Origin of the sequence: Mesorhizobium sp. C089B (assembly GCF_030323125.1) — a bacterium.
Classification (GTDB): Bacteria; Pseudomonadota; Alphaproteobacteria; order Rhizobiales; family Rhizobiaceae; genus Mesorhizobium.
The window spans coordinates 1,267,870-1,291,780 of record NZ_CP100469.1 but is presented as its reverse complement, the minus strand read 5'-3'; the positions used below and the strand labels follow the sequence as shown (position 1 = coordinate 1,291,780).

The 23,911-nt window shown below is 61.6% G+C and carries 24 protein-coding genes, 1 tRNA gene and 1 pseudogene; 2 read left to right on the top strand and 24 right to left on the bottom strand.

Annotated features, from left to right (window positions below; all coding sequences use genetic code 11):
- Positions 1–810: 810 nt before the first annotated feature.
- Positions 811–886, bottom strand: a tRNA-Lys gene (locus NLY44_RS06605).
- Positions 887–1,208: 322 nt separating this feature from the next.
- On the opposite strand from NLY44_RS06605, the gene NLY44_RS06600 reads away from it, so the two are divergent.
- On the top strand, positions 1,209–1,700 hold the full coding sequence (locus NLY44_RS06600; protein WP_023806046.1) for a BA14K family protein: 492 nt from the start codon (positions 1,209–1,211) through the stop codon (positions 1,698–1,700).
- 89 nt (positions 1,701–1,789) lie between these two features.
- Here the strand turns inward: NLY44_RS06600 and NLY44_RS06595 are convergent, their stop codons facing one another.
- The 18 genes and pseudogenes from NLY44_RS06595 to NLY44_RS06510 all read right to left on the bottom strand — a co-directional run bounded on the left by NLY44_RS06595 (position 1,790) and on the right by NLY44_RS06510 (position 19,842).
- Positions 1,790–2,266 (bottom strand): DUF6882 domain-containing protein, encoded by a 477-nt coding sequence (locus NLY44_RS06595; protein ID WP_023806045.1) that lies wholly within the window; start codon positions 2,264–2,266, stop codon positions 1,790–1,792.
- 22 nt (positions 2,267–2,288) lie between these two features.
- A complete protein-coding gene (gene glpK, locus NLY44_RS06590) occupies positions 2,289–3,782 on the bottom strand; it encodes a glycerol kinase GlpK (RefSeq protein WP_023806044.1) in 1,494 nt (497 codons plus the stop codon).
- Positions 3,783–3,871: 89 nt separating this feature from the next.
- A complete protein-coding gene (locus NLY44_RS06585; protein WP_023670978.1) occupies positions 3,872–5,599 on the bottom strand; it encodes an ABC transporter substrate-binding protein in 1,728 nt (575 codons plus the stop codon).
- Positions 5,600–5,676: 77 nt separating this feature from the next.
- Positions 5,677–5,964, bottom strand: coding sequence for a DUF2160 domain-containing protein (locus NLY44_RS06580; protein WP_023693410.1), 288 nt, complete (start codon positions 5,962–5,964; stop codon positions 5,677–5,679).
- A 67-nt stretch (positions 5,965–6,031) separates the two neighbouring features.
- The gene (locus tag NLY44_RS06575) at positions 6,032–6,946 is read right to left on the bottom strand and encodes a carbohydrate ABC transporter permease (protein WP_023670976.1); all 915 of its coding nucleotides are present in this window, start codon (positions 6,944–6,946) and stop codon (positions 6,032–6,034) included.
- A gap of 1 nt (position 6,947) precedes the next feature.
- Complete coding sequence (locus NLY44_RS06570) at positions 6,948–7,814, bottom strand: carbohydrate ABC transporter permease (RefSeq protein WP_023670975.1); 867 nt, start codon at positions 7,812–7,814, stop codon at positions 6,948–6,950.
- On the bottom strand, positions 7,815–8,906 hold the full coding sequence (locus tag NLY44_RS06565; RefSeq protein ID WP_023730147.1) for an ABC transporter ATP-binding protein: 1,092 nt from the start codon (positions 8,904–8,906) through the stop codon (positions 7,815–7,817).
- A 10-nt stretch (positions 8,907–8,916) separates the two neighbouring features.
- The gene (locus NLY44_RS06560; RefSeq protein ID WP_023684650.1) at positions 8,917–9,996 is read right to left on the bottom strand and encodes an ABC transporter ATP-binding protein; all 1,080 of its coding nucleotides are present in this window, start codon (positions 9,994–9,996) and stop codon (positions 8,917–8,919) included.
- A 38-nt stretch (positions 9,997–10,034) separates the two neighbouring features.
- The gene (glpD, locus tag NLY44_RS06555) at positions 10,035–11,555 is read right to left on the bottom strand and encodes a glycerol-3-phosphate dehydrogenase (protein ID WP_023806043.1); all 1,521 of its coding nucleotides are present in this window, start codon (positions 11,553–11,555) and stop codon (positions 10,035–10,037) included.
- Positions 11,556–11,672: 117 nt separating this feature from the next.
- Complete coding sequence (locus NLY44_RS06550; RefSeq protein ID WP_023742487.1) at positions 11,673–12,440, bottom strand: DeoR/GlpR family DNA-binding transcription regulator; 768 nt, start codon at positions 12,438–12,440, stop codon at positions 11,673–11,675.
- Between the two features lie 115 nt (positions 12,441–12,555).
- Positions 12,556–13,002, bottom strand: a complete 447-nt coding sequence (locus NLY44_RS06545; protein WP_023693406.1) for a hypothetical protein — start codon at positions 13,000–13,002, stop codon at positions 12,556–12,558.
- Positions 13,003–13,016: 14 nt separating this feature from the next.
- Entirely contained in the window at positions 13,017–14,432 is a 1,416-nt protein-coding gene (locus NLY44_RS06540; RefSeq protein ID WP_023806042.1) for a pyridoxal phosphate-dependent decarboxylase family protein, read from the bottom strand.
- Between the two features lie 89 nt (positions 14,433–14,521).
- Positions 14,522–15,253 (bottom strand): proteasome-type protease, encoded by a 732-nt coding sequence (locus tag NLY44_RS06535; protein WP_023684646.1) that lies wholly within the window; start codon positions 15,251–15,253, stop codon positions 14,522–14,524.
- 32 nt (positions 15,254–15,285) lie between these two features.
- Positions 15,286–16,079, bottom strand: a pseudogene (locus NLY44_RS06530) (transglutaminase family protein).
- 85 nt (positions 16,080–16,164) lie between these two features.
- On the bottom strand, positions 16,165–17,106 hold the full coding sequence (locus tag NLY44_RS06525; protein WP_023693403.1) for an alpha-E domain-containing protein: 942 nt from the start codon (positions 17,104–17,106) through the stop codon (positions 16,165–16,167).
- A 133-nt stretch (positions 17,107–17,239) separates the two neighbouring features.
- Positions 17,240–18,652: a circularly permuted type 2 ATP-grasp protein gene (locus NLY44_RS06520; protein ID WP_023670964.1), complete on the bottom strand. Its 1,413-nt coding sequence runs from the start codon at positions 18,650–18,652 to the stop codon at positions 17,240–17,242.
- 273 nt (positions 18,653–18,925) lie between these two features.
- The gene (locus NLY44_RS06515; RefSeq protein WP_023670963.1) at positions 18,926–19,162 is read right to left on the bottom strand and encodes an Lrp/AsnC family transcriptional regulator; all 237 of its coding nucleotides are present in this window, start codon (positions 19,160–19,162) and stop codon (positions 18,926–18,928) included.
- Positions 19,163–19,230: 68 nt separating this feature from the next.
- A complete protein-coding gene (locus NLY44_RS06510; RefSeq protein ID WP_023696513.1) occupies positions 19,231–19,842 on the bottom strand; it encodes a DsbA family protein in 612 nt (203 codons plus the stop codon).
- 192 nt (positions 19,843–20,034) lie between these two features.
- On the opposite strand from NLY44_RS06510, the gene NLY44_RS06505 reads away from it, so the two are divergent.
- Positions 20,035–20,457: a DUF4864 domain-containing protein gene (locus tag NLY44_RS06505; protein WP_023696512.1), complete on the top strand. Its 423-nt coding sequence runs from the start codon at positions 20,035–20,037 to the stop codon at positions 20,455–20,457.
- 6 nt (positions 20,458–20,463) lie between these two features.
- Here NLY44_RS06505 and tgt read toward each other — a convergent pair whose 3' ends face one another.
- The 5 genes from tgt to NLY44_RS06480 are packed head-to-tail and all read right to left on the bottom strand — an operon-like array spanning position 20,464 to position 23,908.
- Positions 20,464–21,594: a tRNA guanosine(34) transglycosylase Tgt gene (gene tgt / locus NLY44_RS06500; RefSeq protein ID WP_023696511.1), complete on the bottom strand. Its 1,131-nt coding sequence runs from the start codon at positions 21,592–21,594 to the stop codon at positions 20,464–20,466.
- Positions 21,587–21,856, bottom strand: coding sequence for a hypothetical protein (locus NLY44_RS06495; protein WP_023684641.1), 270 nt, complete (start codon positions 21,854–21,856; stop codon positions 21,587–21,589). Before NLY44_RS06495 ends, tgt begins: the two co-directional genes overlap by 8 nt.
- Complete coding sequence (gene queA / locus NLY44_RS06490) at positions 21,846–22,934, bottom strand: tRNA preQ1(34) S-adenosylmethionine ribosyltransferase-isomerase QueA (protein ID WP_023806041.1); 1,089 nt, start codon at positions 22,932–22,934, stop codon at positions 21,846–21,848. The genes NLY44_RS06495 and queA overlap by 11 nt, the downstream gene beginning before the upstream one ends.
- Positions 22,934–23,383, bottom strand: coding sequence for a DMT family transporter (locus NLY44_RS06485; RefSeq protein WP_023688623.1), 450 nt, complete (start codon positions 23,381–23,383; stop codon positions 22,934–22,936). The genes queA and NLY44_RS06485 overlap by 1 nt, the downstream gene beginning before the upstream one ends.
- 12 nt (positions 23,384–23,395) lie before the next feature.
- Complete coding sequence (locus NLY44_RS06480) at positions 23,396–23,908, bottom strand: peptidylprolyl isomerase (protein ID WP_023696509.1); 513 nt, start codon at positions 23,906–23,908, stop codon at positions 23,396–23,398.
- Between the last annotated feature and the right edge of the window lie 3 nt (positions 23,909–23,911).

Below are 23,911 nucleotides of genomic sequence, written 5' to 3'. Positions count from 1 at the left end.
GGAGACCGGAGCGGATTAGTCGTATGCCCATGTGTGTGGAAGATATTACAAAGTGGACACCGACCCCCAACGATCAACGCGCCGTCCTCAACGCGAAGCGGCCACACAGGGAATGTGACTATTGCCGGGCCTGGGCTCCAAGCGTTTGCCTCGGTGATCCGCGACATTTGGGCGTCGGTCAGTACGACGCCCGAACGAGCGAGCCTACTGGCGCCACCATGCAGATGAGGATTGTTCGTTTGCGCTTTGCAAACGGTCTGGCCGTCGCCAGCGACTTGGACGCTGGACGCAGTTTGGGTACAAATTGTCATCGGTTTTCTTCTGAATGTGCGGTGAATGCAGAGCCCGCTGGTTGCAGCCACGCGGCCCTTCATGCTGCGTTAGGTGCGAACCCGACGGCGCTCGATGAACGCTGCGAGCTCAGCTTCGGGCCAGTAGTTGCGACCGTTAATGTTGACAGGGCGGGGAAAGTCCAGACCGGGCTTTCGCAACCATCGCCAAATGGTCATGTCACTGACGCCCCCTACCCGGGTCTTCATCTCATGGGCGGGCAGCAAACGATCTGATGGAGGGGTGGTCACGGCGGATCTCCTTGTTCAACCTTGATGAACACAGGGTAACAAAATCGCTGTCACACCTCCTACCCACGATGCGAGAGTCGTTCTCGGCCGCCTTAAGGCCGAGAGATTTAAGTCCAAAACGCTTTCGCAGGGTGAAATCCGCTACCCGCAGCGTTACCCTTGAAGAAGCGTCAGCCTTTCCCTATTAGGGCCGGCGATAAATAACTTTCTGATTTTATTATCTTTTTTATGGTGAGCGCGATGGGATTCGAACCCATGACCTACTGATTAAAAGTCAGTTGCTCTACCGGCTGAGCTACGCGCTCCCGCGGGCTCTAAAGGCCGCCCTCGAAATTGCGCGGAACATAGGGAGAGTGCCGCGACCGGTCAACCGGAAAAAGATGGCCGTTCCACCGGGGTTTCGGCCATCGCCCGACGCGCCGCAAATTGCGTCGTCACCAGCCCGGTGAGCCGCTCCCGCAACGTGGTCGCCGCTTCGATCTGTTGGCGCGCGAAACGCGCCTTTTCTCACGCGCCAAATTCGAGAAACATTACAAATCAGCAACTTACTGTTTTGGTGGGAACCATCGCACGAGCGGGCCGTTTTCGTCTCACAAGGGACGTCAACCACCCTTCAAGGAGAAGATCATGAACAAGATCGCAACGGGTCTACTGGCGACCACCCTGTCAATTTCGTTTGCCGCGGCCGCCGCTATGCCGGCCAATGCCGCCCAGATGTTCGTGCCCCAGTCATCAGCAACTTCGTCCGACATCGTGAATGTGGGCGATTCTCGTCATGACAACTGGCGGTGGATGCGCCATGGCAACCGCAATTCCGGCAATCGCGATTTCCGCCTAGGCCGCCAATTCTCGCGCAACAATGATGGCGGCAGCTATTGGAATGGCCATCGCGGCTATCGCGAATATCACCGCGGCTATCGCCGTCACGGCGACTACTGGTTCCCGCTGGCTGCCTTCGCCACCGGCGCCTTGATCACCGGCGCGATCGTCAACAGCGAGAACAACCGCGGCGATGCGCATGTGCAGTGGTGCTACGACCACTATCGGTCGTACCGCGCTTCGGACAACACATTCCAGCCCAATTACGGCCCGCGTCGGCAGTGCAATTCGCCCTATTGAGTGAGTTGGTACCAAGTGTTGTGTAGAAAAGCCCGCGCCGGCAACGGCGCGGGCCTTTCCGTAGGTTGCTTGGGTACGGGCGCGGCGGATTAGCTGGCCCAATTGACGCTCTTGAAGATCAGATACAGGGCTCCGCCTTCACCACGCGGAGAACGGTATGCACCGAGGCCGTTGCAGATTCGAACCGCAACTGCGGTCATCTTCCAGCCGAGCACTTCCAGGTCGTTGTTCAAATCTATCGCATAGGATTGAGCCAGCTCATCAATGGAATGCTCCTGTCCGAATGACCGAACCAGCTTTGCGTCGGCAAGCAGTTCGCCAGGCAGGTTTGAATTTGCCCAAGCCCAGAGCCAGTTGCTGGCCTTGGCACTCGTCGATCCGGCGATTTGGATTTCGGCGACGACCTTGGTGATGCCGTTGTCCGAGAACAGAAGCTTTCCTTCTGTCAGATCATAGTCATAGCGAGGCCAACTGCCGAGTCGGAATTTCTGGTGCAAGCGTGCATTCTTTGCATCCAATTGTTCGACAGCCTCGTCGCGCCAGGCGACATACCAGTGTGGATTCATCCCCTTCCCCCGCCACGATTTACTACCGTACGCTCAGCGTCCGGCGCACCGCATCGCGCCAGCCGGCCAGTTTTGCCGAACGCACCGTGGCATCCATGTCCGGCTTGAAGCGGCGCTCGAGCGCCCAACTCCTGGCAAAATCCTTCGCCTTCGGCAACACACCCGCCTTCGAGCCGGCAAGCCACGCTGCGCCCAGCGCCGTCGTCTCCAGAATGGTCGGGCGATCGACCGGGGCATCGAGGATATCGGCCAGCCGCTGCATGGTCCAGTCGGAGGCCACCATGCCGCCGTCGACGCGAAGCACGGTTTTGGCCGATGCCCCCTTCCAGTCCTTGCGCATGGCGTCGAGGAGATCGCGCGTCTGGTAGGCGACGGATTCAAGCGCCGCGCGGGCAAACTCCGCCGGGCCTGAGTTGCGCGTCAGCCCGAAGATCGCGCCACGCGCTTCGGCGTCCCAATGCGGCGCGCCGAGACCGACGAAAGCCGGCACCAGATAGACGTTCTGCGTGGGGTCGGCGGTTGCAGCCAAAACGCCGCTATGCTCGGCCTTGCCGATCACCTTGATGCCGTCGCGCAGCCATTGCACGGCGGCACCGGCGATGAAGATCGAGCCTTCCAAGGCATAGGTGGTCTTGCCGTTCAGCCGATAGGCGATGGTGGTCAACAGCCGGTTCTTCGAGCGCACCAGATCGGCGCCGGTGTTGAGCAGCGCAAAGCAGCCGGTGCCATAGGTCGATTTCATCATGCCTGGCTCGAAACAGGCCTGGCCGATGGTCGCTGCGTGCTGATCGCCGGCCACGCCAAGGATTTTGATTTCGGCGCCAAACAGGCTTTTTTCCGTCACGCCGTAGTCGTCGGCGCAATCCTTGACCTCAGGCAGCATCGCCACCGGGATGCGCAGGATGGAGAGCAGCTCGTCGTCCCAGACATTTTTCTCGATGTTATAGACCAGCGTGCGCGAGGCGTTGGTGGCATCCGTCGCATGCACCTTGCCGCCGGTCAGCCGCCAGATCAAAAAACTGTCGATAGTGCCGGCGAGCAGTTCGCCCTTTTCGGCGCGCTTTCTCGCACCGTTTACCTTGTCCAGCATCCAGGCGATCTTGGTGCCGGAGAAATAGGGATCGAGCAGCAGGCCGGTCTTTTTGGTGAACTTTTTCTCCAGGCCGTGTTTTTTCAGCTTCTGGCACAGCGGCGCGGTGCGGCGGTCCTGCCAGACGATGGCATTGTGGATCGGCTTGCCGGTCGCCTTGTCCCAGATGACGACGGTTTCGCGCTGGTTGGTGATGCCGATCGCCGCCACATCCGAGGCCTCGCGGCCGGCGGCCTTCAGCGCGCCTTTGACCGTCGCGACGACGCTTGCCCAGATCTCTTCCGGATCATGCTCCACCCAGCCGGAGGCAGGATAATGCTGCGTGAATTCCTGCTGCTTGCTGCCGGCGACCTTCATCGCGCCGTCGAACAGGATCGCCCTGGTCGATGTCGTACCCTGGTCGATTGCAAGGATGTATCCGGTCATTAGTCCTCCCGGTAGCTCGCCTATACAAACAGGGGAGACGGCAAGATGCCGCCTCCCCGTTCACTATGATCCTGGCGCGTACGCCAAGATTACTTCTGCCAGCTCTTCACCAGTTCGTCGTAGTTGATGGTGATCGGCTTTTCCTTCTCGTTCTCGATCTTCAGCTGAGGCGCGAGATTGCCGTTCTTGACCGCGTCGGCGTTCCAGTAGGCGAGGTCATGCTCTTCGGCCATCTTCGGGCCAATATCGCCCTGGACGCCCGACTTCTCGATGCGGGTCATGACTTTTTCCTGCTCGGCGCAGAGCGAGTCCATGGCTTCCTGCGCCGTCTTGGCGCCGGACGAGGCATCGCCGATCGCCTGCCACCAGAGCTGTGCCAGCTTCGGATAATCGGGCACGTTGGTGCCGGTCGGCGACCACTGAACGCGGGCCGGCGAGCGGTAGAACTCGATCAGACCACCGAGCTTCGGCGCACGTTCGGTGAAGCTCTTGTCGTGGATCGTGCTTTCGCGGATGAAGGTCAAGCCGACATGGCTCTTCTTCACGTCGACCGTCTTCGAGGTCACGAACTGCGCGTAGAGCCAGGCGGCCTTGGCGCGGTCGGTCGGCGTCGACTTCATCAGCGTCCAGGAACCCACGTCCTGATAGCCGAGCTTCATGCCGTCCTTCCAGTAGACGCCATGCGGCGACGGGGCCATGCGCCACTTCGGCGTTCCGTCGTCGTTCAGCACCGCCTTGGCGCCGGCGTCGACCATCGAAGCGGTGAAGGCGGTGTACCAGAATATCTGCTGCGCGACCGCACCCTGTGCCGGCACCGGGCCGGATTCGGAGAAGGTCATGCCCTGGGCTTCGGCCGGAGCGTAGGCCTTCAGCCAGTCGAGGTATTTCTGGATCGAGTAGACGGCAGCCGGGCCGTTGGTGTCGCCGCCGCGCGCCGTGCAGGAGCCGACCGGCTGTGATTTCTCGTTGACCTTGATGCCCCATTCGTCGACCGGCAGGCCGTTCGGCAGGCCCTTGTCGCCGTTGCCGGCCATCGACAGCCAGGCGTCGGTGAAGCGCCAGCCGAGCGACGGGTCCTTCTTGCCGTAGTCCATGTGGCCATAGACCTTCTTGCCATCGATCTCGCGGCCGGTGAAGAACTCGGCGATGTCCTCATAGGCCGACCAGTTCACGGGAACGCCGAGGTCGTAGCCGTATTTCGCCTTGAAGTCGGCCTTGTTCTTCTCGTCGTTGAACCAGTCGTAACGGAACCAGTAGAGGTTGGCGAACTGCTGGTCGGGCAGCTGATAGAGCTTCTTGTCCGGCGCGGTGGTGAAGGAGGTGCCGATAAAATCCTTCAGGTCGAGGTTCGGATTGGTAACGTCCTTGCCCTCGCCCGCCATCCAGTCGGTCAGGTTGCGGACCTGCTGGTAGCGCCAGTGGGTGCCGATCAGGTCGGAATCGTTGACCCAGCCGTCATAAAGGTTCTGGCCGGTCTGCATCTGGGTCTGGATCTTCTCGACGACGTCGCCTTCCTGGATGACGTCATGCGTGATCTTGATGCCGGTGATGGCGGTAAAGGCCGGCGCCAGCACCTGCGATTCATACTGGTGGGTGGCGATGGTTTCGGACACGACCTTGATGTCCATGCCGGCGAAAGGCTTCGCGGCATCGATGAACCACTGCATTTCTGCTTCCTGGCCGGCGCGGTCGAGCGTCGACAGCGGGCCGATTTCCTTGTCCAGAAACGCCTTGGCCTCATCCATTCCGGCGTAGGCGTTGCCTACCCCGAGCAACAGGACAAGGGCAGTTGTTGATGTTAAAAATTGCCGTCGCATAGGTTTCCTCCACATTTAGGTTTCAAGTGCGATCTGGAACGGCCGCCGGCACGCGGTCGATCCAACAGTTTCCCCCTCTATACGTAGCGGAACACGCCGACGGCGTAGACCACGGAGAGAGCGAGAGCCCACCACAGGTTGGATCCGACAAGACCCAGCCAAGCGAGATGGATAAAGGCGCTGCCAAGCAGCGACAGAAAAAGACGGTCGCCGCGCGTCGTCTCGAAGCGCAGGACGCCGACGCGCGGATTGCCGCCCGGCGAGGCAAATTCCCAAAACGCCATGCCGCACAGCAGCAGAAGAATGGTGCCGAAGAACGCCGCCGTCGGCCACGTCCACGCCATCCAGGTGAGGTCGAGATTCATGGTGACACCCTCCCCAGGGCAAAGCCATTGGCGGTGGTGGTGAGGATGAACCCGTGCTTTTGTTTCATCACACCCTCCCCAGGGCGAAGCCCTTGGCGATGTAGTTGCGGACAAACCAGATGACGAGCGCGCCGGGGATCAGCGTCAGCACGCCGGCGGCGGCGAGCAGGCCCCAATCCATGCCGGCGGCCGAAACGGTGCGGGTCATGGTGGCGGCGATGGGCTTGGCGTCAGTGGTGGTCAGCGTGCGGGCGATCAAAAGTTCGACCCATGAGAACATGAAGCAGAAGAAGCAGGCGACACCGATGCCACTGGCGATCAGCGGCATGAATATCCTGACGAAGAAGCGCGGGAAGGAGTAGCCGTCGATATAGGCTGTTTCGTCGATCTCTTTGGGCACGCCCGACATGAAGCCTTCGAGGATCCACACCGCCAGCGGCACGTTGAACAGGCAGTGCGCCAGCGCCACAGCGATGTGGGTGTCGATCAGGCCGAAGGCCGAATAGAGCTGGAAGAATGGCAGCGCGAACACCGCCGGCGGCGCCATGCGGTTGGTCAGCAACCAGAAGAACAGATGCTTGTCGCCGAGGAAGCGGTAGCGCGAAAAGGCGTAGGCCGCCGGCAGCGCCGCAGCCACGGAAATCACCATGTTCATGACAACATAGGTGATCGAGTTGATGTAGCCCGAATACCAGGACGCATCGGTGAAGATAGTGACGTAGTTGGCGATCGTAGGCTGATGCGGATAGAGCGTCAGCGAGGAGACGATCTCGGCATTGGTCTTGAAGCTCATGTTGATGAGCCAGTAGATCGGCAGCAGAAGCACGATGATGTAGATCGTCGGCACGATCCACCACCAGCGCGATTCCTCGCCGCGCTTGCGCATCAGCCGGGCGACCTGATCCTGCGAAAGCGTGCTCGCCAATTTTCCCGAAGCGGTGGTTTCGCTCACTCTGTCGGCTCTTTCGTTGGCGCCGCTCATCTCAGCGCTCCGCGTCGTAGTTGGTCATCACGGTGTAGAACACCCACGACAACAACAGGATGATCAGGAAGTAGACCAGCGACATGGCGGCCGCCGGACCGAGGTCGAACTGGCCGAGCGCGGTCTTGACGAGGTCGATCGACAGGAAGGTCGTCGAGTTGCCGGGGCCGCCGCCGGTGACGACGAAGGGCTCGGTGTAGATCATGAAGCTATCCATGAAGCGCAACAGCACGGCGATCAAAAGCACACGCTGCATCTTCGGCAGCTGGATATAACGGAACACCGCCCAGCGCGAGGCGCCGTCGATCTTGGCCGCCTGGTAGAAGGCATCCGGGATCGAAACCAGGCCGGCATAGCAGAGCAGCACGACAAGGCTGGTCCAGTGCCAGACGTCCATGATGATGATGGTGACCCAGGCGTCGAACGGATCCTGAACGTAATTGTAGTCGATGCCGAGCGCGTTGACGTAGTAGCCGAGCAGGCCGATGTCGTTGCGGCCGAAGACCTGCCAGATGGTGCCGACGACGTTCCACGGAATGAGCAGCGGCAACGACATAAGCACCAGGCAGACCGGCACGCCCCAGCCCTTCTTCGGCATGTTGAGCGCGATGAATATGCCGAGCGGCACTTCGATGGCCAGAATGATGAAGGAGAAGATCAGGTTGCGCACCATCGCTTCCCAGAAGCGGCTGGACGACAGCAGTTCCTCGAACCACTGGGTGCCTGCCCAGAAGAAGACGTTGTTGCCGAAGGTGTCCTGCACCGAATAGTTGACGACCGTCATCAGCGGAATGACGGCCGAGAACGCCACCAGCACCAGCACCGGCAGCACCAGGAACCAGGCCTTGTTGTTCCAGGTCTTTTCCATCTATGCCCCCATCTCGACACGCCCCATCTCAACCAGCCAGGAATCGGCATAGATGTTGATGCCGGCCGGATCGAAGCGAACCTTTGGGTCGGCCGGCACGCTCTCGTCCTCGCCGATGACGGCAGCGATCTCGCGGCCTTCGAGGCTGGCGCGCACCACCTTGTGGCGGCCGAGATCCTCGACCTTGCTGATTTTAACCGCCATGCCGTCACGGCCGAGCCTGACATATTCGGGGCGGATGCCGAGTTCGATGGCGCCGGAGCTCCCAGCGGCGGTCTTTGGCGCGCCGGGCAGCTCGATGCGTTGGCTGCCAATGGTCGCGGTCTTGCCGTCGATCGCCACCGGCATGACGTTCATGCCGGGCGAGCCGATGAAGTAACCGACGAATGTGTGGCGCGGGCGCTCAAACAATTCAGCCGGCGTGCCGATCTGGACGATGCCGCCATCATACATGACGACGACCTGGTCGGCGAAGGTCAGCGCCTCGGTCTGGTCATGGGTGACATAGACCATGGTGTAGCCGAAGCGGCGGTGCAGTTGCTTCAACTGCGATCGCAGCACCCACTTCATGTGCGGATCGATAACCGTCAGCGGTTCGTCGAACAGGATGGCATTGACATCCGAGCGCACCAGGCCGCGGCCGAGCGAGATCTTCTGCTTCTGGTCGGCGGTCAGGCCCCTCGCCTTCTTCTTCGCCCACGACGCCAGGTCGATCATCTCCAGCGTCTCGCGCACCTTGCGGTCGACATCGGCCTCCGGCACGCCGCGATTGCGCAGCGGGAAGGCAAGATTGTCGTAAACGGTCATGGTGTCGTAGATGACCGGGAACTGGAACACCTGCGCGATGTTGCGCTCCTGCGTCGACAGATTGGTGACGTCCTTGCCGTTGAACAACAACTCACCGTGCGAGGGGTGCAGAAGTCCCGAAATGATGTTGAGCAGCGTGGTCTTGCCGCAACCCGAGGGCCCAAGCAGCGCATAGGCGCCGCCATCCTCGAATGTGTGGTGCACTTCCCGCAGCGCAAAATCGGCATCCTTCTGCGGATTGGGCAGGTAGGAGTGCCTGACATGGTTGACGTCGATGCGCGCCATCTCTTCCCCCTCAGGCCGCAAGCTTCGGCGCGGCGACGGCGCTGCCGTTGCTGTCGAAGACCATGATGTGGCGCGGATCGATAAACACCTCGATCTCGGCGTCCGGCTCGAAATCCCGGATGCCGTGGGTCAGCATGACCCAGCGCGCATCGGCAAAATCGAGGTGGATGAAGCTTTCCGAGCCGGTGATCTCGGTGATCGTCACCTTGGCGCGCACCGGCACCGCGGCAGCGTTGGGCCGCTCCAGCGACAGATGATGCGGCTGAAAGCCGATCGTGTAATTGGCGTCGGCAATGCCGGCGAGTTCGGCCGGCACCGGCAGCTTGACGCCGCCCTCGAGCAGGAAATCCGGGCCCTTCTTGGCCAGCACGATGGTGTTGAGCGGCGGATCGGCAAAGGTTTTCGCCGTCACCAGGTCGATCGGCTTGCGGAAGACGTCGATGGTCGGCCCGAATTGGGTGATCCGCCCCTCGGACAGCGTCGCCGTATTGCCGCCGAGCAGCAAGGCTTCATGCGGCTCAGTCGTGGCGTAGACGAAAATGGTGCCGGCGGCGGCAAATATCTTGGGCAGTTCGGCGCGCAGCTCCTCGCGCAATTTGTAGTCGAGATTGGCGAGCGGCTCGTCGAGCAGCACCAGGCTGGCATTCTTGACGATGGCGCGGGCCAGCGCCGTACGCTGCTGCTGTCCGCCGGACAGGCTGAGCGGCGTGCGGTCGAGATAGGGTGTGAGCTTCAGAAGCCCTGCCGCGTTGCGGACTTCCTTGTCGATCTTGGCCTGGTCGGTGCCGGCGACGCGCAACGGCGAGGCGATGTTCTCGTAGACGGTCATCGCGGGGTAGTTGATGAACTGCTGATAGACCATGGCGATCTTGCGCTGCTGCACCGGCATGCCGGTGACATTCTGGCCGTCGAACCAGACTGAACCGGTGGTCGGCACGTCGAGCCCGGCCATCAGCCGCATCAGGCTGGTCTTGCCCGACAGTGTCGGCCCGAGCAAAACGTTGAGCGAGCCGTGCTGAAGCGTCAGCGACACGTCGCGGATATGCTCCACCGCGCCGACCATCTTCGTCACGTTTCTCAGTTCCAGCATGATGCCTCCTCCCAGGCTTTGTGCATCAATCGCCTTCCCTATTCCGCTGCCGCGACATGGCGCCGGCTGATGCCGCGCATGAATTCGTCAAGCGCCGAGGCCTGTTCGCGGCTGAGATGCAGACCGCGCTTGGTGCGACGCCACAATACATCTTCGGCGGTCAGCGCCCATTCGTTTTCGCTGAGGTAGCGTACCTCGGCCTCATAGAGATCGGCGCCGAAATTGCGGCCGAGATCGGCGTTCGACTTGGCGAGGCCGAGCAGCACTTGCGCGCGCGTGCCGTAAAGCCTGGTCAACCGACGCGCCAGGCGCTGGTCGAGGAAAGGATAGGCGCTCTTCAGCTTCGCCACCTGGGCGTCGAAACCGGTGGCCGGGAAATCGCCGCCTGGCAAGGGCGCGTTCGCCGTCCACGGCTTGCCGCGCTTGCCGAGAAAACCTTCGATCTTTTCCAGCATTGATTCCGACAGCCGGCGGTAGGTGGTGATCTTGCCGCCGAAAGCGTTGACGATCGGCGCCTTGCCCTCGCCGCCATCGGCTTTTAGCACATAGTCGCGGGTCGCTTCCTGCGCCTTCGAAGCACCGTCGTCATAGAGCGGGCGCACGGCAGAATAGGTCCAGACGATATCGGGACGCGTCACGGCTTCAGCAAAATATTCGCTCGCCGCCGCGCAGAGATAGTCGATCTCGGTGTCGCTGATCTTCACGTCATGCGGATCGCCGGGATAGTCGCGATCGGTGGTGCCGATCAGCGTAAATTCTTCCTCGTAAGGGATGGCGAAGATGATGCGCCCGTCCTTGTTCTGGAAGAAGTAGGCGCGCGGATCATCGAATTTCTTTTTGATGACGATATGACTGCCCTGCACCAGGCGCACATTGTGCACGTCGTTCTGGCCCACGGTGGTCGACAGGACGTGGTCGACCCACGGACCGGCGGCATTGACCAGCAGCCGGGCCTTGACCTCGTCGGCATCTCCCGTCCGCACGTCTTCCACGCGGATCGCCCATAGATCGCCTTCGCGCCGCGCCCCGACGACTTTCGTGCGGGTGCGGATGGTGGCGCCGCGGTCGGCGGCGTCACGCGCGTTCAACACCACCAGCCGGGCATCGTTGACCCAGCCGTCCGAGTACTCGAAGGCCTTGTGAAACAGCGGCTTCAGCGGCTTGCCCGCCAGATCCTTGGACATGTCCAGTGTTCGGGTCGCCGGCAGCAATTTGCGGCCACCAATATGATCGTAGAGGAACAGGCCGAGCCGGATCAGCCAGGCCGGGCGGAGGCCCTTGGCATAGGGCAGCACGAAGCGCATCGGCCAGATGATGTGCGGCGCGTTCTTCCACAGAACCTCGCGCTCCATCAGCGCCTCGCGCACAAGCCGGAACTCGTAGAATTCGAGATAGCGCAGGCCGCCATGGATCAGCTTGGTCGAACCGGAGGAGGTTCCGCTGGCGAGGTCGTTCATCTCGGCCAGAAACACCGAAAAGCCCCGCCCAACGGCGTCGCGGGCGATGCCGCAGCCATTGATGCCGCCACCGATGACGAAGATGTCATGGATTGCGTCCACAAAGCCCTCCCGCGATTTCGCATTGCAGCATTTTTAGGTTTTTACGAAACCGTAGTGGGATTATTTCGAAATAAGAACGAATGTCAAACGAAATATCACGGGGCCGTGATGGCGCCGCTATCCGAGCGACGTTTCAATCAATTGCACCTCGGCCTCTTCGCAGATCCGGCGCACCGACGGGATGTCGCAACGGTCGGTGATGAAGGTGTTGACTTGCGAGAGATGGCCGATGCGAACCGGCGCGGTGCGTTCGAACTTGGTCTGGTCGGAGACCAGGATGACATGCCTGGCATTGGCAATAATGGCTTGCGCCACTTTCACTTCGCGAAAGTCGAAATCGAGCAACGCGCCGTCATGGTCGATGGCCGAGGCGCCGATCACCGCATAGTCGACCTTGAACTGCCTGATGAAATCGACCGCGGCCTCGCCGACAACGCCGCCGTCGGAGCCACGCACGACGCCGCCGGCGATTACCACCTCGATCGAAGGATAGATGCGCATCCTGTTGGCAACATTGATATTATTGGTGATGACCATCAGCCCGGTATGGTCGAGCAGCGCCTTGCTGACCGACTCGGTCGTGGTGCCGATATTGATGAACAGGGAGGCGTTGTCGGGTATCAGCCTGGCCGCTGCGCGGCCGATGGCCTCCTTCTCGTCGGCGGCAATCTTGCGGCGCGCCTCATACTCCATGTTCTCGATGCCGGACGGGAACAGGGCCCCGCCATGGATGCGCGTCAGCAGCCGCTGGTCGCAGAGATCGTTGAGGTCCTTGCGGATGGTCTGTGGCGTCACGTTGAAATGCGTGGCGAGGTCATCGACCAGCACACGGCCATGGTCCTTCGCCATCTGGATGATTTCGGCATGGCGCGGCGACAAATACACTGAGAACCTCCCGTTTTCGTTTTTCTTGTTTGTAGCTGAAAACGAAAGCAATGAAAAGGGAGACGCCGGCTAATGAAATATCGATGATTGCAAAGGCGAACCGGGCAGATACGGCTCAGACCCGCTCCGCCACCTTGCGGGTGACAGCCGCGACTTTACCTGGCGAGCGGATCATCAGGAAATTGCCGGACCAGTATCCGGGGATTCGCCAAGTGCCTTTGATCTCGGTTGCATCACCGTTGATGATGCCGCTGTAGTGAATCGGGTGCGCCTTCAATTCGGCCTTGTCGTATGTCTTGGTAAAGGAGACGGCGTTGCCCTCTCGCTGCCCCTGCAGGCTTGCGTATCTTGCCGTGCTGGTCGCCGCCGGTTCGTGGGTCATCCCCGTCAAGCTGGTTGCCGTCTCGATCAGCGTTGCAACGAAGGAAACCGGCGGCAGTTCGCGCGGATAGAAATAGCGCCCGCTCCAGACGCCCGTCAGATTCTGGCTAACCCCTTCGGCCCTTCCGGCCATATGCTTGCTCGCAAGTCCTTGCTGGCTTGCCCCGGCGGCGGCAACCACCCGGGCAATCCCTGTCAGTCCTTCGGGGATCTTGCACACTCGCAGATGACAGTGAAGGCGGTATCGACATCGGCCGCGGTTGTCTCGAACTGGCCTGCCTGGAAGCGGATGGCGACCCGCCCATCGACACGCGTCTGCGTCAGGTAGATACGGCCGTCATTGTTGATGGCGTCGACCAGACGCAGATTGTGCTCGTCGCAGTCAGCGCCGGATGCGGCGCGATGCCGGAACGAGAACAGCGACAGCATCGGCTGGCTGGCGAGCTCGAAATCCTCCTCCTCGGCCAGGCGCGCTGCTATGCCTTCGCTCCAGGCGACGTGACTGCGGATCATGGTGCGCAGCGCCTCGAGGCCATGGGCGCGCAGCAGGAACCACAGCTTCAGCGCCCGGAAGCGACGGCCGAGAGGCACCGACCATTCGGAGTAGTTGATGATGCCGTCATGGCCGCGAGTTTTCAGATAGTCCGGCTTGATCGCCAGCGTGCGCACGAGATCCTCCGGCTGGCGGACGAACTGGATCGAGCAGTCGAATTGCGCGCCCAGCCATTTGTGCGGGTTGAAGACGATCGAGTCCGCGCCCTCGACACCGGTCCAGAAATGCCGGTATTCCGGACAGATCATCGCCGATCCGGCCCAGGCGGCGTCGATATGCAGATAGAGCCCCTGGCGTTTGGCCACCGCGGCCACTTCAGCGATGTCGTCGGTGCCGCCGGTGCTGGTGCCGCCGACGCACGCGATGATGCCGGCCGGCAATAGGCCGGCCGCGCGGTCGGCAACAATCGCCGCTTCCAAAGCCGCGGTATCCATGGCGCGGTAGGTGCCGGCGACGGGAATGCGGACGAGGTTTTCCTCGCCAATGCCGGCGACCCAGATGGCGCGGTCGATCGAGGTGTGCACCTGGTCGGAGGAATAGACGCGCAGCCTGCCCTGCCCGGAAAGACCCTTCTTGTTGCCCTGCCAGTCGAGCGTGCGCTCGCGCATGGTCAACACGGCGGCCAGCGTCGCCGATGATGCGGAGTCCTGGATCACGCCGGAAAAGCCTTCGGGCAGGCCGAGCGCCTGGCGCATCCAGTCGACGATGCGCGTCTCAAGCTCTGTCGCCGCCGGCGAAGTCTGCCACAGCATGCACTGCGCGGCCATCGCAGAGACCAGATATTCGGCAACCACCGAGACGGGTGCTGCATTGGCCGGGAAATAAGCAAAGAAACGCGGATGCTGCCAATGCGTCATGCCGGGCACGATCTTGGCTTCGAAATCGGCGAAGATCGTCTCCATCGATTCCGCGGCCTCCGGCGGAGAAGCTTCGATGCTCCTGAAGATCTCGCCCGGCGCTATGGCAGGTCGCACGGGCCGATCGCGAAGGCCGGCGCGGTAATCAGCGCCCCAGTCGGCGGCGCGCCTCGACCAGTCGCGGAATTGCTCGTTGTCCATGGATCCTCCCGACGCGCCGATCAGCCAGCCGTTTGAATTTTGATTAACATGTTAAATAGAGACAGGCAACCGCGACGAAGGTTCCCGCGCTACCCCGGAAAATCCGGCAGGCTGGCAAAGGCCGTCTTCAACGCGTTCGACCAGCCTTCGGAAATAGCACGATAATATCGATCGTCTTGGCCGATGCGCTTTTTCAAACCCACCGTGAACGTGTCCTCCTCCAGGAACAGCAGGTCGAGAGGCAGGCCGACGGACAGGTTCGATTTCAGCGTCGAATCGAACGATACCAGCAAGAGCTTGACCGTTTCAGCCAGGCTCATCGTCCTTTCATAGGCACGGATGATGATCGGCTTGCCGTATTTGGTCTCGCCGATCTGGAAGAACGGCGTGTCGTCGGTCGATTCGATGAAATTGCCCTCGGGATAGATCATGAACAGCCGTGGCGGGCTGCCCTTGATCTGGCCGCCGAGGATGAAGGAGGCGTTGAAATAGGAATCCGCCTTTTCGCCGGCAGGCGACGAGCTGGCGATGACTTCCTTGACGGTGTCGCCGACCAGCCGCACCGTCTGGTACATGGATGGGGTCTCGAGCAGCGTCGCGTGGCGTTCCGCCACAGCTTTGGTGCGCTCGTCGAGCAGGCTGACCACGGCCTGCGTTGTAGCCAGATTGCCGGCCGACATCAGCACGATGACGCGCTCGCCTGGCTCTTCCCAGACATGCATCTTCTTGAAAGTGGAGATCGAATCCATCCCGGCATTGGTGCGCGTGTCCGACATGAACACGAGCCCACGATCGATCTTGAGGCCGACGCAATAAGTCATGGAATCTCTTCAGGCAGCAATCTTGCCGGAGACTACTGCTCTACCGTGACGGTGACTGCAAGCTGTTCCTCCGCCTGTCCCAGTCGAATTCCCGATACCGGCGAGGCGTCGCGATAATCACGGCCGGTGGCTACCCTGACATAGCGTTCATCGGGGAAATGCCGTTGGCGGCATCGAAGGCGACCCAGCCGAGACCCTGAACATGGGCTTCGGCCCAGGCATGGCTCGCCGCCTGCTCGATGGCCGCATCCATCATCAGATAGCCACTGACATAGCGGGCCGGAAAACCCATGACGCGGGCTGCGGTGACAAAGATGTGGCTGTGATCCTGGCAAACGCCGGTCTTCAGCGCCAATGCCTCTTCCGCCGGGGTCGTCACACTGGTGGTGCCCGGCGTGTAGGCGACGCGCTCGACGATCAGCGCCATCAGCCGATGCAGCCTTTCGATGTCGGTACCTTTGCCGACCGCCGCGGCAAGCTCGCTTATGCCCTCGCCGGGGATGGTCAAAGCTGTCTCCTGGCTGAACAGCCACAGCGGCGCAAAGCCGTGATGCGGACCCGAGACGCCCGCTGTGTCGCGCGTGACAACCTCGCCGGAGGCCTCGACGGTGATGAAGTCGCGCTCGCCCTCGACGCTCAACAGCCTGTTATCGTTGCCGAAATGGTCGTTAAAGCGGACTTCCTCGCGCGCGCCCTCGATCTTCAGCGCCCAGGACAGCACGGTCTGCGTCGGGCCACTGACCGGTAACAGGCGTAGCCGCTGCAACAGATAGTGCACCGGCGCGTCGTAGCGGTATTCGGTACGGTGGGTGATCTTGAGCCGCATGCCTATTTTCCGTTTGTAAGCATGATCTTATCCGAAAACCGGGTCTCACTTGTCGCTAGCGCGGCCCTCCGGTTCGCGATCATGCTCAATTGAACCGGTAATCTTGTGCGATCTCTTCGCCAAGCTTGGTGTTGTCTTGAATGAACCTGGCCAGGAATTCGTGCAGGCCGGCGTCGAATATGTCCTTGATCGACCCTGCCTGCAGCATCGCCTGTGTCCTGTCGACGGTGGCGTGGCAGGCATGACGGTCGCCATAGTCGTCGCCCAGGAACTTCAGATGCTCGGCGAGAAAACGATAACAGAAGGTCAGCGAACGCGGCATGCGCACATTGAGGATCAGATAGTCGGCAATATTGGTCGGTTTGTAGTCGGCCTCATAGACCCAGCGATAGGAACGGTGCGCCGACACCGAGCGCAGGATCGATTCCCATTGGTAGTTGTCGAGGCTCGAGCCGACCCAGGAGATCGACGGCAGCAGCACGTAGTATTTCACGTCGAGGATGCGTGCCGTGTTGTCGGCCCGCTCGACATAGGTGCCGAGCTGCGAGAAGTCGAAGATCTCGTTGCGCAGCATCGTGCCGTAGAACGAGCCGCGGATCAGCGCCGTCTCGCGTTTGATGGCGTCGAGCACACTCGGCAGGTCGCGCTCGTCGATCGGCTTTGCCAGCATGCGCTTCAGGGCCATCCAGGCTTCGTTGATGCTCTCCCAGGTCTCGCGCGTCAGCGCGGTGCGCACCATGCGGGCATTGTTGCGAGCGGTCTCGATCGCCGACATCGTGCTCGACGGGTTCGAGGTGTCGCGCAGCAGGAAGTCGGCGACATTGGCGGCGGTATAGTCCTTGTATTTCTGCGTGAAGGTGACGTCGGAGCCGGCGCTGAGCAGCACCGAATTCCACTCTTCCGACGCGCTCTGGGTGCGGGTCAGCGCCATGCGAAGGCCGGCATCGACCAGACGCGCCATGTTTTCCGCCCGCTCGATATAGCGGTTCATCCAGTAGAGCCCGTTGGCGGTGCGGCCGAGAAGCATGTGAAGTGGCCCTTCGGGGCTAGTGAGTAGGGAATAGTGAGTAGGGATTAGTAAGCATTTGAATCTCTGTGGAATATGGCATTTCTTGTCCCTCTACTGCCTACTGCCTACTGCCTACTGCCCTATTCCCTACCTAATCGTCCAACACCCACGTATCCTTCGTGCCGCCGCCTTGCGAGGAATTCACGACCAACGACCCCTCCTTCAGCGCCACCCGCGTCAAGCCGCCGGGAACGATCTGGATTCGGTCGGAGACCAGAACATAGGGCCTGAGATCGACATGGCGCGGCGACAGGCCTTTTTCGGTCAGGATCGGGCAAGTCGACAGCGCCAGCGTCGGCTGGGCGATGTAGTTGGAGGGCTTCGCCTGCAGCTTCTTGGCGAAATCCTGGCATTCCTTCTTGGTCGCAGCCGGGCCGACCAGCATGCCGTAGCCGCCGGAGCCGTGCACTTCCTTGATGACCAGCTCATGGATGTGTTCGAGCACGTATTTCAGGCTGTCGGGCTCCGAGCAGCGCCAGGTCGGGATGTTGCCGAGGATGGCCTTGCGGCCGGTGTAGAACTCGACGATGTCGGGCATGTAGGAATAAATCGCCTTGTCGTCGGCGATGCCGGTTCCCGGCGCGTTGGCGATGGTGATGTTGCCGGCGCGGTAGACGTCCATGATGCCGGGCACGCCAAGGGCCGAGTCCGGCCGGAAGGTCAGCGGATCGAGGAAGGAATCGTCGACGCGCCGGTAAAGCACGTCGATCTGCTTGTAGCCTTCGGTCGTGCGCATGGCGACGTGGCCGTCTACAACGCGCAGATCCTGGCCTTCGACCAACTGCACGCCCATCTGGTCGGCGAGGAAGGCATGTTCGAAATAGGCGGAGTTGAAGCTGCCCGGCGTCAGCACGGCAATGGTCGGTGCACCCTTGGTGCTTTGCGGCCGCACTGCCGCCAGCGACTGGCGCAGCAATTGCGGATAATTCTCCACCGGCCGCACCTTGATCTGCTGGAACAGCTCGGGAAAGAGCTGCATCATCGTCTCGCGGTTCTCCAGCATGTAGGAGACCCCCGACGGCGTGCGCGCATTGTCCTCCAGCACGTAGAACTCGTTCTCCGAGATGCGGACGATATCGACGCCGATAATGTGGGTGTAGACGCCGGCCGGTGGCCGCACTCCGATCATTTCCGGCAGGAACGCCTCGTTCCTGGCGATCAGCTCCCTCGGCACGCGGCCGGCGCGCAGGATTTCCTGGCGGTGGTAAATGTCGTCGAGGAAAGCGTTCAGCGCCTGCACGCGCTGCTCGATGCCTTGCGTCAGCCTTCGCCATTCATTGCCGGAGATGATGCGCGGCACGATGTCGAAGGGGATCAGCCGCTCGGAGGCTTCCTGCTCGCCATAGACGGCGAAGGTAATGCCGGTCTTGCGGAAGACGCGCTCGGCGTCCTGCATCTTTTCGGTAAGCCTGGCCGGGTCCTGCTCCTTCAGCCAGCGGTCGTAAGCCGTATACGGTTGTCTAAGCCCGGAAACTTCCGGAAGCATTTCATCGAACGCTGCCAATCGCATACTCCCCTGTGACGCCATTTCACTGGCGTCGCGGGAGAAAATCAAGCGCAATCGGTGATTTGGAGGATATCGGCGATCAGTATGTTTCGACTGCCCAAAATTCGGGCAGTCGGAACGGGACCTTAATCAGGCTCTGCCTTGTCGCCGGGCAAGTGCCTGATGCGGCCATAGCAGTTCACCGTTTCATGGCAACGGCGACCTGCCATGGCTTTTTGCTTCGACGCAATTCCGGACGGAAAACCGCTTCACACTTTTCCTGGAATTGCTTTAGAAAGCGCGGAAAGTGACGACCGTGAAGGTGTCCTTGATTCCGGGAATAATCTGCACCTTCTCGTTGACGAAGTGGCCGACATCTTCCTCGTCGTCGACATAGAATTTGGCAAGCAGGTCGTAATTGCCGGCGGTCGAGTAGATTTCCGAGGCGATTTCGGCATCGGCGAGCGCGCTGGCGACCTCGTAGGACTTGCCCAGATCGCACTTTATCTGCATGAAAAACGTCTTCATTGCCGGTCCCGATCAAGCTTCAGCACACAAGCGGCCCTTGTGGCAGACTGCCGCCCGGCTTTCAAGCATCAGGCCGAGCGCGCCTTGGCGACGGCTTGTCTCAGTTCGGACACCGGCATGCCGCGCCGATACAAGTTGCCGCCGATGACCAGGGCTGGCGTGCCGCGCAGCTTGAACGCCGCCGCCTGGACTTCGGTGCGGACAAGGGCAGCGTCGATATCGGGTTCACGGATGGCGAGGTCGGCACGCACCATCGCCACATCGACACCGACGGAAGAAAGGATGTCGTTGGTGCGGCGTTCCGAAAGGCCGCGCTGGTTGGTCATCAGCGCATCGACCGCCGCGCCATAGTGTTCGCCGCTCAGCAGCGTCACCCGCGCCGCGTCGCGCGACACGTCGCCGAAGATCGGCCAGTCCTTCATCACAAGCCGGACGCCGTTGTCCTCTTCCATCAACTTCTTCAGCTCGACGAAGACGAGCTTGCAGATCGGGCACTGATAGTCGACGAATTCGGCGATGGTGACGTCGCCATCGGGGTTGCCGAGCGCTGGAATGGCGGGATCGAAGGCGACTTCCGTGACGGTCGGCCCGGTGCTTGCCCAGGCGGGCAAGGGAGCCAAAACTGCGAGGCTTGCCGCGCCCTTCAGCAAAAGGCGCCGGTCGATCGGCTGCTTGAACATGGTTGTCCCCTGGTTGCGCGAACGGGTCCCCACCCGTCCCTACGATGCGCGCCCCGCGTTAAAGGAGGCTTAAGCATGATCATGTGGCACTTGCGTGGCGAATATTGCGGTTGCTGAAACCGTGAGGCTCCGCAAAGCGTATGGTATGATGCGTCCCGGGACAGGTTTTGTTGGGGACAATGGAGACAGGCCATGCGCCGCACCGCATTCGCAGTCGTTTCATTGCTGTTCGCGTTGTTCGTGTCGGCAGCCCTTGCCGGCGACGCCGAAGTCAAGGCCGGCCAGGCCGTCATCGATGGTCAGTTGAAGGCGCTCATCGCCAATGATGGCGCCAAGGCGTACAGTTTCGCCGCTCCAAATGTGAAGCGCGTCTTTCCGACCGTCGACACCTTCATGAACATGGTGACCAACGGCTATCCGCCGGTGCGCCAGCCGCAGAGCTATTCCTTCGGCAAGGTCGAGCAGATGGGGCCAACTTCGCTAATCCAGCAAGTGCTGATCGTTGGGCCCGACGGCAAGGACTATGAGGCGGTCTACACGCTGGAACAGCAGCCCGACGGCAGCTTTCAAATCACCGGCTGCAGCTTGCGCGCAGCGAATTCGCTCAGCACCTAGATGTGCTTATAGCACCGGAATATCGCCCCTCGCCCATCCCTCTGAAATGTCTGATGTGCGCGCCTCGAAGGCCTTTGCCTCGATCGCGGCGCGAATGTCCTGCATCAGCTTCTGATAGTAAGACAGGTTGTTCCAGGTCAGAAGCATCGCGCCCAGCGCCTCCTGCGAGCGCACGAGATGATGCAGATAGGCGCGTGAATAGTCGCGTGCCGCCGGGCAGTCACTCTCCTCGTCCAGCGGCCGCGGATCGTCCGCATGGCGGGCATTCCTGAGATTGACCTTGCCACGCCTGGTATAGGCCAGGCCATGGCGGCCGGCGCGGGTCGGCATCACGCAGTCGAACATGTCGATGCCGCGCGCCACCGATTTCACGATGTCGTCCGGCGTGCCGACGCCCATGAGATATCGAGGCTTGTTGTCAGGCAATTCCGGACAGGTGATCTCCAGCATATTCAGCATCACCGCTTGCGGCTCGCCGACGGCCAGGCCGCCGACAGCATAGCCCTTCAGCTCCATCGCGCTCAGCGCCTGCGCCGAGCGCACCCTGAGTGCTGCGTTGTCGCCACCCTGGACGATGCCGAACATGGCCTTGCCGGGCTGGTCGCCGAACGCTGTCTTGCAGCGCTCGGCCCAGCGCAGCGACAGCTCCATCGCGCGCTCGATCTCCTTGAGGTCGGCCGGCAGCGCTGTGCATTCGTCGAGCTGCATCTGGATGTCGGAATCGAGCAGGCCCTGGATCTCGATCGAGCGCTCCGGCGACATCTCGTAGGCAGCGCCGTCAATGTGCGAGCGAAAGGTGACGCCCTTCTCGGTCAATTTTCTGAGCTTCGACAGCGACATGACCTGAAAACCGCCACTGTCGGTCAGGATCGGCTGCGGCCAGCGGGCGAATTCATGCAACCCACCAAGCCGCGCCACGCGCTCGGCGCCGGGGCGCAGCATCAGATGATAGGTATTGCCCAGGATGATGTCGGCGCCGACGCCGCGCACCTGGTCCATATACATGGCCTTGACCGTGCCGCCGGTGCCGACCGGCATGAAGGCCGGCGTGCGGATTTCGCCGCGCGGCATGGTGATGGAACCGCGCCGCGCCTTGCCGTCGGTGGCGAGGATCTTGAAGGTGAATGTCTCAGCCATTGAATTCCTTGTCATGGACAGGCGCGCCTGGCGCCTGCCTGTCGAGCGACTGGCGGTATTGGATGCAGCCGCGCATGAATTTCGGCCATGGCGGCACGGCAATCGATGGATCGGTCTTTTCCGGCAGCAGGTCCCACAGGTTGGGATGATGCCAGCATAAATCATGGCCGGTAGAATCTCGGTGCTGGCGAATGCCGGCACGCAATTTCTTCACTTCGGCGATCAGGCTTTCGCGATCAAAGGCCTGCAGGTCATCGTCCATCGCTCATCTCCGCTCGATAAAGCAGGCTTGCATCTCCGTAGGAATAGAATCTGTAATCGTTCCCGATGGCATGAGCATAGGCCGCACGCATCGTATCTAGGCCGCTGAAGGCCGAAACCAGCATGAACAGCGTCGAACGCGGCAGATGGAAATTGGTCATCAGCAGGTCGGCGGTCTTGAACCGATAGCCCGGCGTGATGAAGATGTCGGTCGGGCCGGACCAGGCGGTCAGCGAGCCATCAGGCCGTGCCGCGCTCTCCAGCAGGCGCAGCGAGGTCGTGCCGACAGCGATGATGCGCCCGCCCCGCGCCTTGGCGCCATTCAGAGCGTCGGCTGTTGCTTCGCTGACCGAGCCGGTCTCGGCATGCATCTTGTGGTCAGCGGTGTCGTCCGCCTTGACCGGCAGGAAGGTGCCGGCGCCGACATGCAAGGTGACGAAGCGGCGTTCGATGCCTTTAGCGTCGAGTGCTGCAAACAGTTCCGGCGTGAAATGCAGGCCGGCGGTGGGCGCTGCCACAGCACCTTCCTCTTTGGCATAGATGGTCTGGTAGTCGGTCAGGTCGCGCGCGTCGTCGTCGCGCTTCGACGCGATATAGGGCGGCAGCGGGATGTGGCCGACGGCATGCAGCGCCTCGTCGAGAAACGGCCCCGACAGGTCGAAGCCGAGCAACGCCTCGCCGGCATCGCCCTTCTCGATCACCGTGGCATCGAGCTGGCCGAGGAAACAGGAATTGCCGTCATGGCCGAAATGGATGCGGTCGCCGGCGGCGATGCGCTTGCCCGGCCGCATGAAGGCCAGCCAGCGGTCCGGCGCCATGCGCATATGCAGCGTGGCGTCCACCTGCGCCTGCGCTTCGCCGCGCCGCCTTATGCCTCTCAACTGGGCAGGAATGACCTTGGTGTCGTTGAAGACCAGCACGTCGCCGGCGTTGAGCAAGGACGGCAGGTCGCCAACCGCGCGGTCCGAAAGACCCTCGCCCGGCCTGACCACCAGCATTTTTGCGCTGTCGCGCGGCTCGGCCGGGCGCAGCGCGATGCGCTCCTCCGGCAGGTCGAAGTCGAAGAGATCGACGCGCATCAGTAGAGCCGGACGAGCAGTGCTCCGGCCAAGAGCAGCACCGCGCCGGCGATGCGGCCGAGCGAAATCTCGCGCACCGCCACGCCGAGGAAGCCGACCCGATCGATCAGCATGCCGGCGAAGAGCTGGCCGGCAACCAGGAACGCCATCAGCGCGGCTGCACCGATGCGCGGCGTAAGAATGGTCGACAGGGTGACATAGAAACCGCCGAGCATGCCGCCGGCGATGAACAGCCAAGGCGCAGGCGCCTTCCAGTCGAGCGAGATGTCCTGCAGCCGCACAACGGCAATGGAGATGATACCAAGCACGATCGCGCCCGACAGGAACGAAAACGCAGCAGCCGCGACCGGGAGCCCCAGGCCGCGCGCCAGCTGCGAGTTGATCGGCGCCTGAATGGCGATGAAGGCGCCGGACAGGATGCCGAGCAGCGACCAGACCACGCCCATCATCGTCGTTTGTCCTTACTTGACGTCGGCCGCGACCTTCAGCGACACGATCTTGTCGGGATCGACGACCGGCTCGCCGCGCTTGATCTTGTCGACATTGTCCATGCCTTCGATGACCTGGCCCCAGACCGTGTACTGGCGGTTGAGGAAGGCGGCATCGTCGAAGCAGATGAAGAACTGCGAATTGGCGGAGTTCGGGTTCTGCGAACGTGCCATCGAGCAGGTACCGCGGCCATGGTTGGCGTTGGAGAATTCAGCCTTCAGGTCCGGCTTTTCCGAGCCGCCCATGCCCGCACGCGACGGCGCGAAGGTCGGCTTCGACGAATTGCCGAACTTCACGTCGCCGGTCTGCGCCATGAAGCCTTCGATGACGCGGTGGAAGACCACGCCATCATAGGCGCCTTCACGCGCCAGTTCCTTGATGCGGGCGACGTGGCCGGGAGCCAAATCGGGAAACAGTTCGATGACGACCTTGCCCTTGGTCGTTTCCAGGATGAGCGCGTTTTCGCGGTCCTTGATCTCAGCCATGTC